General features: G+C 45.7%; 10 protein-coding genes. 6 read left to right on the plus strand and 4 right to left on the minus strand.

Annotated elements, in window-relative coordinates; genetic code table 11:
• Positions 1-98 precede the first annotated feature (98 nt).
• The 4 genes from ACSBOP_RS20010 to ACSBOP_RS20025 all read left to right on the plus strand — a co-directional run bounded on the left by ACSBOP_RS20010 (position 99) and on the right by ACSBOP_RS20025 (position 4815).
• The gene (locus ACSBOP_RS20010) at positions 99-1523 is read left to right on the plus strand and encodes an NAD-dependent malic enzyme (protein ID WP_442602237.1); all 1425 of its coding nucleotides are present in this window, start codon (positions 99-101) and stop codon (positions 1521-1523) included.
• Between the two features lie 77 nt (positions 1524-1600).
• Complete coding sequence (locus tag ACSBOP_RS20015) at positions 1601-1753, plus strand: RAxF-45 family protein (protein WP_442602238.1); 153 nt, start codon at positions 1601-1603, stop codon at positions 1751-1753.
• 135 nt (positions 1754-1888) lie between these two features.
• The gene (gene abc-f, locus ACSBOP_RS20020; RefSeq protein ID WP_442602239.1) at positions 1889-3862 is read left to right on the plus strand and encodes a ribosomal protection-like ABC-F family protein; all 1974 of its coding nucleotides are present in this window, start codon (positions 1889-1891) and stop codon (positions 3860-3862) included.
• A gap of 65 nt (positions 3863-3927) precedes the next feature.
• Entirely contained in the window at positions 3928-4815 is an 888-nt protein-coding gene (locus ACSBOP_RS20025; RefSeq protein WP_442602240.1) for a methyltransferase domain-containing protein, read from the plus strand.
• A gap of 68 nt (positions 4816-4883) precedes the next feature.
• Here the strand turns inward: ACSBOP_RS20025 and ACSBOP_RS20030 are convergent, their stop codons facing one another.
• Entirely contained in the window at positions 4884-5477 is a 594-nt protein-coding gene (locus ACSBOP_RS20030; RefSeq protein WP_442602241.1) for a dienelactone hydrolase family protein, read from the minus strand.
• 24 nt (positions 5478-5501) lie between these two features.
• Positions 5502-8084, minus strand: a complete 2583-nt coding sequence (gene hrpB, locus ACSBOP_RS20035) for an ATP-dependent helicase HrpB (RefSeq protein ID WP_442602242.1) — start codon at positions 8082-8084, stop codon at positions 5502-5504.
• Between the two features lie 249 nt (positions 8085-8333).
• Between hrpB and ACSBOP_RS20040 the strand changes: the two genes are divergently transcribed.
• Positions 8334-9347: a PTS transporter subunit IIC gene (locus ACSBOP_RS20040; RefSeq protein ID WP_442602243.1), complete on the plus strand. Its 1014-nt coding sequence runs from the start codon at positions 8334-8336 to the stop codon at positions 9345-9347.
• A gap of 162 nt (positions 9348-9509) precedes the next feature.
• Positions 9510-10847 carry a TrkH family potassium uptake protein gene (locus ACSBOP_RS20045; RefSeq protein WP_442602244.1) on the plus strand — a complete coding sequence of 446 codons (1338 nt, stop codon included), beginning with the start codon at positions 9510-9512 and terminating at the stop codon, positions 10845-10847.
• A 50-nt stretch (positions 10848-10897) separates the two neighbouring features.
• Here ACSBOP_RS20045 and ACSBOP_RS20050 read toward each other — a convergent pair whose 3' ends face one another.
• Both ACSBOP_RS20050 and ACSBOP_RS20055 read right to left on the minus strand, forming a co-directional pair.
• A complete protein-coding gene (locus ACSBOP_RS20050) occupies positions 10898-11725 on the minus strand; it encodes an alpha/beta fold hydrolase (protein WP_442602245.1) in 828 nt (275 codons plus the stop codon).
• Entirely contained in the window at positions 11725-12702 is a 978-nt protein-coding gene (locus ACSBOP_RS20055; protein ID WP_442602246.1) for a MerR family transcriptional regulator, read from the minus strand. The genes ACSBOP_RS20050 and ACSBOP_RS20055 overlap by 1 nt, the downstream gene beginning before the upstream one ends.
• Between the last annotated feature and the right edge of the window lie 13 nt (positions 12703-12715).

A 12715-nucleotide genomic window follows, 5' to 3' on the forward strand; every position in this document is an offset into this window, starting at 1 on the left:
TATTAACTAAAAGTCTAATATACCAAACAACCTATGCTATGATATGGGTATATTTATGCAACATATTTTTATTTTCAGAATTCGTACAGGGGGAAATTATGGGAAACAAAATGATAGGTGCTAAAAGTATTATTCTTCGACTTGAAATCGTTACTGGGGAAATTAAATTCGGAAAAATCGCTCAATGCATTTCAGAAGCAGGCGGCGACATCGTAGCTATAGACGTCATTCATACCACATCAAATATGACAATTCGAGACGTGACAATTGATATCGTTGACACTTCTCATATTCAGAAAATTACAGATTCCATCAAAGAACTTCACGGCGTGAAGCTTGTTAACGTTTCGGATCGCACATTCTTGCTACACCTTGGTGGTAAGATCGAGATGAAACCAAAGACACCGATTCACAACCGTGAAGACTTGTCCCGTGTCTACACACCAGACGTTGCGCGTGTATGTATGGCGATTCATGAAGAACAGAAAAAAGCTTACTCACTTACAATGAAACGTAACTCCGTTGCTGTTATCTCCGATGGAAGCGCTGTACTTGGACTTGGAAATATTGGTCCTTATGCGGCAATGCCAGTTATGGAAGGAAAAGCGATGTTGTTCAAGCAATTCGCTGATGTGGATGCCTACCCAATCTGTTTGGATACGCAAAACGTCGAGGAAATTATCCAGACAATCAAAGCGATTGCTCCAGCTTACGGCGGAATTAACCTTGAAGATATTTGCTCCCCAGGCTGCTTCGAGATTGAAGAACGTCTACGTGCAGAGCTAGATATTCCGGTGTTCCACGATGATCAACACGGTACAGCGGTTGTTCTCTATGCAGGTCTAATCAACGCACTTAAAATCGTAAACAAGCCAATCGATCAAATCAAAGTCATCGTATGCGGTATTGGTGCGGCAGGCGTAGCTTGCAGTAACATCCTACTTGCAGCAGGCGTTCGCAACTTGATCGGCGTGGATCGTGAAGGTGCAATTTGTGCAGATAACGTGTATGAGAATCAAGTATGGAATGACTATGCACAACGTACGAACCCACATCGTCTATCCGGAGCATTGAGTGAAGTGATCGAAGGCGCTGACGTGTTTATCGGCCTTTCTCGTGGTGGGGTTCTAAAGCGTGCAGATGTGGAGAAAATGGCAAAAGATCCGGTTATCTTCGCAATGGCGAACCCATCTCCAGAAATTATGCCAGAAGAAGTCGAGGATATCGTAGGTGTAATCGCGACAGGCCGCTCCGACTATCCGAACCAAATCAATAACGTACTTTGCTTCCCAGGTATGTTCCGTGGCGCACTGGATTGCCGCGCAGCAACAATTAACGAGGAAATGAAACTTGCAGCTGCAGAGGCGATTGCATCCATCGTAACCGACGATGAACGCGATAAGTTCTACATCATTCCTTCTGTATTTAATACGAAGGTTGTACCTGCAATTAGAGAAGGCGTCATCCGTGCAGCAATCCGTACAGGTGTTGCAGGCCGCATTCCAAGCCAGTTTAGGAAATAATAGGCACTTCTGTGTTGAATATGATGTAAATTTTATGGTAAATTAGAATTAACTTATTTGAAAGGAGGTGAGGTAGGATGGATCGCAATGTAGTCCACAATCGTATTAGCCAATTGCCACTGGCATTATTTGGCATTATTCATGATGTAAAAGCACACGGGATCAGTCTGTCTTTTTACAATCAAACCAATACGATTCAACTAAATTGCGAGATGACACTCCTACCTTAACCTCAGACGTTTTGACGTATGAAGATCAAGGCTGTAGGGACATTTCCCTGCAGCCTTTTTCTGTGCAATAAGAGCCAGAATACTGATCTTACGAGGGCCTAAGCGAGTTGTCATCCATAGAGGAGAATATAACCCATGATGATGATAACTTTTCAACATATTCAAAAATATTACGGAGCCACGCTCGCGATCAGCGACGTAACTTTCGATGTGCGGCAGGGCGAAAGAGTGGCGTTAATCGGACGAAACGGCGCGGGTAAGACGACGATTTTCCACTTAATCAAAGGTACTTTAAAGCCTGATCAAGGACAAATCTCAATCCGCAAGGATTCAAAAATCGGCTTCTTAGCACAAATCCCGAACTATGCGGATATGACAAATGTATATGAAGTACTCGGAGAAGGCTTTCGGGAAATGCGGCTGTGGCAGGAACAAATGAAAGTGCTCGAACAACAAATGGCAGACCCTGAGCAGCTAGCAGATGCCGATGCACTTAATCAATTGCTTATGCAATATGGACGATTACAAGAAAAGTTCGAACGTGAAGGCGGTTATGAAATGGATGCGCGCATTGATCGGATCGCCAGTGGTTTGGGCATTCCTGCGTCGCAATATACAAGACCCTTCACTTCCCTATCCGGCGGGGAAAAAACGAAAGTGGGGCTTGCTGCCCTCTTGCTAACCCAACCCGATATTCTGCTATTGGATGAGCCGACCAACCATCTGGATATGAACGCCATCGAATGGTTGGAACAGTACTTAGTCACCTATAGCGGCACTGTGCTTGTCATTTCACATGATCGCTATTTTCTCGATAAAGTCGTAACGAAAGTTGTAGATATAGAAGATGGCGAAGCGAGTACTTACCATACGAATTACAGTGGCTTTCAAAAGGAAAAAGAGCTTCGGCTGCTCAATCAGTTCGCCGAATTCCAAGAACAGCAGAAGAAGATCAAGAAAATGAAAGAGTCTATCAAGCAGCTTATCGATTGGGGTAATCGTGGGAATCCACCAAACCCAGCCTTTCACACCCGTGCAGCTTCAATGCAAAAGGCGCTCGATCGGATGGAGAAAATCAAACGCCCGGTTCTTGAGCGTAAATCGATTGACCTGCACCTCACCCAAAATGATCGCTCAGGTAAGCAGGTGCTGACACTCGATGGCATTAGCAAAACACTCAGTAACAAAACGCTTTTCACCAATATTCAGGAGCAGCTTCAATACGGGGAGCGTGTTATGTTAATTGGCAACAACGGCACAGGAAAAAGTACAATTCTCAAAATGATCCTCGGGAATGTTCACCCGGATGAAGGGGACATTCGTGTAGGCTCACGCGTAGATATTGGATATTTGGCACAAGAAAATGCGCCTTTAGAGAATAAGAAAACCGTGCTCCAATACTTTCGTGAAGAATTAGGCATGGAGGAAGGTGAAGCACGCGGGCAACTTGCCCGATTCCTGTTCTTCGGGGCCGATGTGTTCAAGCAAGTCCGTGGTTTGTCTGGCGGTGAATGGAGCCGATTACGCCTCGCGCTGCTTATGTATCGCAAACCGAACTTGCTGCTGCTCGATGAACCGACGAACCACTTAGATATCGATTCACGCGAAGCGCTTGAAGAGACCTTAGAGGATTTTCCAGGTACACTGCTTGCCGTGTCGCATGATCGCTATTTCATCAATCGTCTCGCACATAAGATTTGGTCGCTGGATCGTGGATCCATCATGACGTATCTTGGGAACTTTGATCATTATTTGGAGAAAAGAGCGCCTCAAGTTTCAGGACTTACGTTCGGCGGGGATACCGCTCCTATAAGCGTAATAACACGACCGTCCGTGGATACAAGGCAAGATGAGGGTTCGAGTGGAAGAAAGACAGATGAGACTAAAGTCCGTTCAGGCAAGTCAGGGATAAAGCCTTTTACAATGGCTCGCTTGGAATCAGATATTGCGCAGTTGGAAGCTCGCTTGCAGGAACTTGATGCACAAATGTTGGCACCAGATACTTGCTCGGATGCTGAAAAACTTACGACTATCCAAACCGATCGGGATCAAGTCCAAGCCATGCTTGATCAGTTGTATGAGCGTTGGATGGTTTCATCTGACACATAATATATGTTGTAATGACATATATTATGTGTTATTATTCGGGAAACGTGCAGAGAGGAATGGTTTTCATGACTGAAGATAAGACAAAGCGACTTACGGTTTATCTACCTGAGAAAATGAAAGCAGATTTGGAACAAATGGCAGCAGAAACTGGACTCTCCATGACTCAGGTGATCGTCATGGCCACCCATAGCATACTTGCCAACTATAAGACGCACGGAAGTGCTATATTCGCCCATCTTACGAATGCCAGACAGCAAGAAGCTGCCTCTTTCGGCGCTCAATTACATGCGATAAAACAAGAAACAAACCAGATGCAGGCCTATTATGGCGCACGGGCTAATGAATATGAGGCGATTTATCATCGAGAAGATCCTGAATTTCAAGCAGAGTTGACGTTAGTTGGGGAGGCGATGAAACGCACACTAGCAAATCGTCATGTGCTCGAAGTCGCTTGCGGGACTGGCTATTGGACACAAATCGCGATGAATACGGTCAAGTACATTATGGGGATCGACATTCGTCCCGAGGTGCTTGAGATTGCGAAATCCAAAGAAATGCCTGCAAGTCAGGTGCAATTCACGCTTGGTGATGCGTATGAACTGAGTTCTATATCCGATTCATTCGATGCAGGATTAGCAAACTGCTGGTTCTCCCATATTCCGAAGAATAAGCTCGACGATTTCCTTCAAGGTTTCCATCGGAAGCTAGGTTCAGGTGCAGCAGTGTTTATGATGGACAATGTGTATGTCGCAGGTCGCGGTGGCGAATTATTAGTCAAAGAGAATTGCGAGGATACGTTCAAGCTTCGTCAGTTAGCGGATGGTTCTCAACATGAGATTCTGAAAAACTACTACACCAAAGAAGAACTGCTCGAAATTTTCAAGCCTTATGCAAAGGATTTAAAAGTATTTGTCGGTAACAGCTTCTGGTATGTGAGCTACACGGTGGCTTAAATGGAGATATATGCAAAAGGGGCACCTGATGAGGGAGCCCCTTGTTTCTTTTCAAAAAGTCTGGATTCTTATGCAAGCAATTGCTTCAGAAAATCAATGCTCTGTTCCACACATTGCCTGTGTTGATCTGGGCTGTATGTTTTGTAAAAAGGATTCATAAATCCATGATCAGCATCAACAATCGCAAGTTCCGTGTTCTTCTTCCCTTGAAGTTGGTTCGCTAAATCACGCACATCGAATGACTTTTCATTCGTAGCGAAGAACAGTAAGGTTGGACAAGCTGGTTCTTGTTCAATGTGATTACGAATTCTGGAACCATAGAATCCAATAACGCCATCCACCCCGAAGTTACTGCACAACCAAGCCATCGTTGCTCCAATGCTAAAGCCAAACAAATAGATCTGTCCGTACTTCTCTCTATGCTCACTCACAATTTGCTGAACATGCGTGACCGCTGCTGAAAAACCAATATCATTCACAAAATGCCGATACGCCTGCTCTTCTTGCTCCAAACTAAACATTCTCCCATGCAGTAAATCAGGAGTCAGAACATCGAATCCTTCTTTCAACAACAACGCTTTGAAATCAAGAATATGATCGTTTACTCCATAAATTTCATGAAGGATGATCACTAAAGTCTTTTTCGAAAAATGGTCTTGCATCGCTATGCGCTCCTTTCTTTACGGTTAGTTTCTTGGGCGAACACGGTTGGTCGGCATTGCCACTAACGGGTCATCTGGCCAATAGTGCTTCGGGTATCGCCCTTTAAGGTCTTTGCGAACTTCAAAGTAAGTCCCCCGCCAAAAGCTCGCCAAGTCCTGCGTCACTTGTACGGGACGTTGTGCAGGTGAAAGCAGGTGCAGCGTTAACGCCACTCTTCCGCGAGCGATTCGCGGTGTATCCGTTAATCCAAACATCTCTTGAAGACGTACAGCCAGTACAGGCGCACGCAAATCACTATAATCAATAGGAATACGCGAACCGCTTGGAACCGTGTAGTGCGTAGGTGCTTGCTTCTCTAACGTCCGCTGATGTTCCCATGTCAGCATCGATTCCAATACATGATTCATATTCAGACGCTGCAGATCACTTCGACTTTTCATGCCGAATATGTGCGGAGCTAGCCAATCTTCCAGCTCAGCAAGAAGTGCTTCATCTGACACACCCGGCCACTCCTTATCATGCATATGCATAAAGCGCAAGCGATCTAGGTACTGACGAGAGCTGCGATTCCACGGCAATATTTCTATCCCTTCCTCGATAACTCCCTGCAGCAGGGCAGATAAGATTGCTTCTGGATCAGGAGCAGAGAGCTGAACATCTTGCAGGTTGAACGCGCCTAATCTTGTCTGCTTACGAGCGCGTACCGCTTGTACCTCACGATTCCAAGCTACTTCTATTTTTTGTTCAATCTGATCTCCAAAATGCTTCTCCAACGTGCGTAGTTCAACAGGTGCTGCTAAATGAATGCGACTCTGTGTATCCAAATTTTCCACTTGTGCTGCAGCAAGATAAGCTTCATTTGAAAGCGGCTGTAACTGCGTCAATACCGCTCCACGACCATTACGAAGCAAGAATCCGTTCCCGTTCATCCTTCTTTGTGCGATCCGATCTGGATAAGCAAAAGCTACGAGCAGACCACAAGCATCAGCGGAAAAGCCATCAGCTTCACCAAGTTTCAACACCTGCAGCATTCGCTTCCAATTATCGGATTCGATTGCTACTCGGCGGCATGCCGCTAGATCAACCTCATAACCCTGTATCGAATAAGAGTCGCTAAGTTCGGTGCGTTCCATTGCCCGCCAACGACGTAGAATCTCTAATCGAATTCGAAGATCACTATTCGCGAAGCTGCCTTGCCCACGTATAATATCCCGTTCCCCGAGCAGTGCCGCAAGTTCACAAGCCAGTTCTCCAAGCTGTAATGGCATAGCCCGCAGCATCATATGAGCAAGCCTTGGGTGTGCACCGAGACCTGCCATTTGCTTACCATGCTCCGTTATGAGTCCTTGTTCATCCAGTGCCCCAAGCTCCCACAATAACGCTTGCGCCTTCCTAAAGGCTGCTTCAGGAAGGGGGTCAAGCCACTGTAATTCAGTCGGATTGGTAACCCCCCAAAGAGCTAACTCTAGTGACACAGATGCTAAATCCGCTTCCAGAATCTCTGGTGTACGGCGCGGCGCCAAATGTTGATCTTCCTGCTCGGTCCATAGACGGTAACATACTCCGGCCTGTTGACGTCCTGCTCGGCCCTGGCGTTGATCGGCAGATGCTCGTGATACTTGCACCGTCTCCAGTCTCATCATGCCTGTACGCACACAAAAACGCGGTACTCGCATGAGTCCACAATCGATCACGATGCGCACCCCATCAACCGTAAGACTCGTCTCTGCAATGGAAGTCGCTAGCACGATTTTCCTCTCACCCTTGCGGCATGGCATAATGGCCAGATCTTGCGCTTCTTGGGGCAAATTGCCGTACAAGGGGGCTATTCGAATATTTGTATCCAAACTGCATGTACGCAGTCTTTGTTCCACACGTCTAATCTCACCCGCTCCTGGAAGAAAGACCAGTATATCCCCCTCCTCATCCCGCAGAGCAGTCTGTATGCTCTGTACGGCACGCGTGACAAGGGCCTCCATTTCTTGCGTACGGCTTACGCCTAGAACGCCGCTAGCACGTACTCCATTCGTAACAGACCCCAAGTACCTCGTTTCAACTGGGTATGATCTCCCGCTGCTCATCACAATCGGAGCCCCGCCCATCAAATCTGCAACTGGCTCCGCTTCAATCGTGGCTGACATAACCAAAATACGAAGATCATCCCGCAGCACAGCCTGCGCCTGCAAGCACAATGCAAGCCCTAGATCGGCATGGAGATTACGTTCATGAAACTCATCAAAAATCACAACCCCCACACCTTCAAGTGCAGGATCGGATTGGATCATTCTCGTTAACACACCTTCGGTAATCACTTCAATTCGTGTGCGCGGCCCCACTTTTGTATCCAGCTTCACCCGATAGCCAACCGTCTCACCGACTTGCTCTCCCAGCGATGCTGCCATGTATCTTGCAACAGATCGAGCTGCAAGCCTGCGCGGCTCTAGCATCAGTATTCGGCTACCGCCCAGCCACTGCTCATCTAACAGCGCAAGCGGCACTTGCGTAGACTTCCCTGCTCCAGGTGGTGCGACTAACACCACATTGCTACTTGCGCCAAAGGTTTCTTTGAGCTGTGGTAATATCGTTTGAATGGGTAACTGCTCCACGATCTATTCCTCCATGACATTCCAATCTGATGATTTATTATGTATCATTTCTGAACAAAAAGAAAAACCACCGTGCATAGGTTAGTCGCCAATACGGTGGTTTTTCACGCTTTAACTATTTAGTTACTGCACACCACAGGTGTCCGCTAGTCCTTCCGATCCTCATAATTACATATTTTTTGGCGTAATGGGTTATGTTACCTGTGAAATATCTCCCAATTATTTTACAGCAAAGGATCGGCATCATTTATGAAAAAATATATCATGGAGCGTATCTTCAAAGCTTCAGCAGGAATCGCTCAAGGCATTTTGGTTACACTCGGAATTGGTTTACTTATCGAAAATATCGGCATGATTACAGGTCTACCTGCTCTTGTCACCATTGGCGCTACGACGAAATTACTAATGGCACCTGGAATCGGTGTCGGTATCGCTTATATGATCGGTGCCAATCCACTCACGATATTCTCTGCAATGGCCGCTTCAACCGTGGGTGCTGGTGCAATTACACTTACCGCTGGAGGTTACTTCATCCGAACAGGAGAACCTATTGGGGCCTTACTTGCTGCAACGCTTGCTACTTTTATCGGACGCCGGGTATCGGGTCGAACATCCCTGGACATGATGCTTGTTCCACTTTGTTCGGTCTTCATCGCTGGGTTAGTTGGCTTATGGCTATCTGCACGGATGATGCCACTTCTTGCAATCGTGGGAGGCTGGATTACAGGCATTTCTGCCATTAATCCGTTTCTTTCATCGATTGTGATTGCGGTTGTCTGGGGTATTCTCCTTCTATCACCTGCTTCCTCTACTGCTCTTGCAATTGCACTTCAACTATCCGGTGTTACAGCAGGTGCTGCTCTTGCGGGATGTGCGGCACATTGTATCGGACTAGCTGTCATTTCTGCAAAAGAAAACAACCTTGGTGCCACTCTTGCCCAAGCCGTCTGTACACCTAAGATTCAGCTGCCGAATATTACTCAAAATATAAGGATTATTGTCCCATCTCTAATTGCCAGTGCAATAACAGGCCCTGTCTCGACTTTCGTCTTCGGCATTGAAATTAGCAAAGAGTATGCAGGACTGGGCTTGTGTGCTCTCGTTGCTCCGATTCATCTTTTGACGAAATATGACGCCATGCTGATCATTCCCGCCATGCTGGTGACGTATGTGCTCATACCTGCCATTGTGTCTTATATCGTCTATCTGATTATGAAAAAAAGAGGCTGGATCCGCCCCGGTGACTTAAAAATCCCTTCCTAACCAACATCCACTTTACAAGTCAGACTCGAACTGGGATAATCTCCTTTTACCCTTTGATATATCCTTCATCGTGGATAAACAGACAACAAGGTATTTTGATATGGAAAGGTGTTGGCATTCGGTAATTAGATCTGTTCTTTGTCAACAAGGTGATCCCGTAAAATGTTTAGGAATAAGTATTTATCGCAATCTCCCCCACGTATATTAGCAATCGGGTTCGTACTTATTATTGCCCTCGGCACAATGATGCTCAAACTGCCATTCTCAACGAATAGTGGAGTTACAATTACATGGGTAGACGCCTTCTTCACAGCGACATCCGCAACGTGTGTAACGGGTCTTGTCGTGATGGATACAGGAACGACCTTTTCGGTTTTTGGACAAGTCGTCATCATCTGCCTGGTTCAAATTGGCGGTCTTGGCTTTATGACCATTTCGATGTTTTTTGCGCTCGTTCTGAAAAGGCGTATTTCGCTGCGTGAACGCCTCATTCTGCAAGCTGCGATGAATGCACATAGTTTGGAAGGTATTGTGCGACTGATTCGTCGAGTCTTGATCTATTCCTTAGCCATGGAAGGTATTGCTGCGATCTTGTTTACGATTCGCTGGTCATCGGAAATGCCGATCGAACGAGCGATTTACCATAGTATTTTTCATGCCGTATCGTTATTTAATAATGGTGGCTTTGACCTATTCGGTGAATTCACCAGCTTCCAAAAGTTCGTCAGTGATCCACTCATTAACATCGTCTCCATGATTCTAGTCGTCTCGGGTGGACTTGGTTTCATCGTACTCTCTGAAATTCTAGATTACCGAAAAACACGCCGGTTATCGCTGCACTCGAAAGTTGTCATTACGATATCCGCCACATTGACGCTTCTTGGGGCGATTGTGATTTTCGTATTTGAATTTACGAATACACGGACGCTAGGTTCGATGGATTTTGTGACCAAAGTCTACTCTGCGTTCTTCCAATCTGTCTCTGCGCGTTCATCTGGAACAAGTACCGTCGGTGTCGAAGATTTACGGCAAGCCACGCAATTTTTCATTATCTTAATGATGTTTATTGGTGCCTCTCCTGGCTCTGCCGGCGGGGGGATTAAGACGACAACGTTTGCGATTATGCTTGGGGCGATCATATCCATGTTACGTGGAAAAGAAGATGTTGTCCTATTCCGCAATCGTATTGCAAAAGAGCAAATCCTAAAAGCACTGACGATCATCTTCATGGCCTTATTCATGCTGGTAGGTGTGTCGATGATGCTCTCACTCACGGAGGGTAAGCAATTTCTCATGGTTCTGTTCGAGACCACATCGGCAGTCGGAACAGTTGGCATGTCGATGGGGCTTACGCCTGAACTAAGTACTTTCGGCAAAATTGTCTTGTGTCTCGTCATGTTCGTCGGTCGTCTCGGACCACTTACACTCGCTTACGCGCTAGGATCCAAACACAAAAAAGAATTATATCGCTACCCAGAAGGGAAGCTGATTATCGGATAAACAAGAAAAGACTTACTCCAAATTCAACTGCGGAGTAGGTCTTTTTTTCATTACAAATGGGATTGAATAAAGTTTTCCAATGAAGCTGCCAAACGCTCTGGACACTGTTCCATCAGTACATGGCCACAGCCTTCATAAACTTCAGTACGGATATGAGGCACTTGCTGCTTATACTGCTCAAATACGCGCTTGGGAATAAACCGATCTTTGGTGCCATGGATTAACAAGGTCGGGGCAGTGATCTGGTTCATTCGATTCGATAAGATACCTGTATCATCGTCAGCTAGTGTTTTGGCTATAATATCAGGCAGGTTAGGATGCGTATAGGGCTTCGTCCAATTTTCCATGAACGCAGGGGTCATATGGTCAAGAGGTAGTCCGAGCATTCTCGACATCACCTTAGGTTTCATCTGACTGCGCATTGCTTTACGGAACATACCGCTCAGCCAACCTTTTGAAGCCAACCATTTGATCGGAGGGAGCACCCCTTTGCGGAACCCATCAGGGGCAATTAATGCCAAGCTCTTAATCTGATCCGGTGCCTCCAGAGCAACATGTGTTGCTATTTCCCCTCCAAGCGAATGACCAACTAGATGGACAGGCCCGCAATCAAGTGATTTCAACATGGATATAATGCGCAACGACTGCGCGCGTTTGGAATACAGCGCATCCTTTGGTTTATCACTGAAACCCGCACCTAATAAATCTGGACAATATACGCGATAAGAGGAAGACATCTGTAGGGCTACATGCCGCCAGCAGTAATGATAGGCGGCTGTACCATGTAATAAAACGACAGGGGTTTGATTATGCGTGCCATAAACAGGAACATGCAAATTGCCTTCTGGCACTGGTATGTTAAGTACAGATGTATCCATTAGTCATCACCTCTGAAAGGAATTTGATCCGGATTGTCGATTAACCATTGAATGGTTTGTTTGATCATCTTTTGTGAATTGGCATAAGGCGCAAGAGACGGGTTAAGGATTAATAATAAATCCCACCATTCAATCAACCGATCGGAAGACATGGCATTCGAATGTTGGATAAATACTTGCAATTCCTTTAGCCCAAGCTGTGTGCCATCTTGCTGGAATAAGGATACATAATCAAGAGCTGCCAACTGCATATGTAGACTACTTTCTATTTTCCCATCGTTCATTAAAGCAATGACTGTTTCTGTTATTTGTGTATATTTCAATTGCCACGGTGAAGCCTCGATATGTTGTTCTCGCACGGCCTGCCAAAACGTCCCTAACATTCCCTTAATCTCTTGAGCAAAAGTCGCGTCACTCAACATCGCTTTCATTTTTGTCCACGCAGCAAGCTGTGACTCTGTTAAGATTTGCTGCTCAGGCACGAAACCAATATAAGAAGTGAGCATTTGCTCATTCCAATCTTCTGGCAGTTCTGGCTCAATGAAAGCATCGTGCATTTTGGCTGCTATAAAGTCCTGCCGCTGCTTCGTACTCTTATTGATAATTTCTGCAACATCATGGAGATAGTTCAATTGTGTTTCTGGATTGTCTTGTTTACTTGCCTGATGCAGAATATCTTTTATCTTTCCAAGATGATCTAATTGATGTTGGATGGCATCGATCTGCCATTTTATTGAAGAAGAGACGGGAATTTCATTGTGCAGCATCTGTTTGATGTCATTTACTTTGAATCCCAGGTACCGCAAAAACAAAATAAGCTCCAGCTGCCAAATATCTTCCTGATCATAGTATCGATAACCTACTGAACTAACATGAGAAGCAGGTAATAGGTTGATATCATCATAGTATCGGATAGTTTTTATCGTGGCTCCTGTTAGCTTCGACACTTCTCCGATTGCATAGTATTTTTCCGTCATTATTCTCACTCTC

The sequence above is a fragment of the Paenibacillus sp. KN14-4R genome (assembly GCF_052180255.1).
Classification (GTDB): Bacteria; Bacillota; Bacilli; order Paenibacillales; family NBRC-103111; genus Paenibacillus_AM.

Bases quoted from the DNA above. Each gene is read 5' to 3' on its own strand.
- ACSBOP_RS20010 (WP_442602237.1), top strand. From the start codon at position 99: ATGGGAAACAAAATGATAGGTGCTAAAAGTATTATTCTTCGACTTGAA.
- ACSBOP_RS20015 (WP_442602238.1), top strand. From the start codon at position 1,601: ATGGATCGCAATGTAGTCCACAATCGTATTAGCCAATTGCCACTGGCA.
- abc-f (WP_442602239.1), top strand. From the start codon at position 1,889: ATGATGATGATAACTTTTCAACATATTCAAAAATATTACGGAGCCACG.
- ACSBOP_RS20025 (WP_442602240.1), top strand. From the start codon at position 3,928: ATGACTGAAGATAAGACAAAGCGACTTACGGTTTATCTACCTGAGAAA.
- ACSBOP_RS20030 (WP_442602241.1), bottom strand. From the start codon at position 5,477: ATGCAAGACCATTTTTCGAAAAAGACTTTAGTGATCATCCTTCATGAA.
- ACSBOP_RS20040 (WP_442602243.1), top strand. From the start codon at position 8,334: ATGAAAAAATATATCATGGAGCGTATCTTCAAAGCTTCAGCAGGAATC.
- ACSBOP_RS20045 (WP_442602244.1), top strand. From the start codon at position 9,510: ATGTTTAGGAATAAGTATTTATCGCAATCTCCCCCACGTATATTAGCA.
- ACSBOP_RS20050 (WP_442602245.1), bottom strand. From the start codon at position 11,725: ATGGATACATCTGTACTTAACATACCAGTGCCAGAAGGCAATTTGCAT.
- ACSBOP_RS20055 (WP_442602246.1), bottom strand. From the start codon at position 12,702: ATGACGGAAAAATACTATGCAATCGGAGAAGTGTCGAAGCTAACAGGA.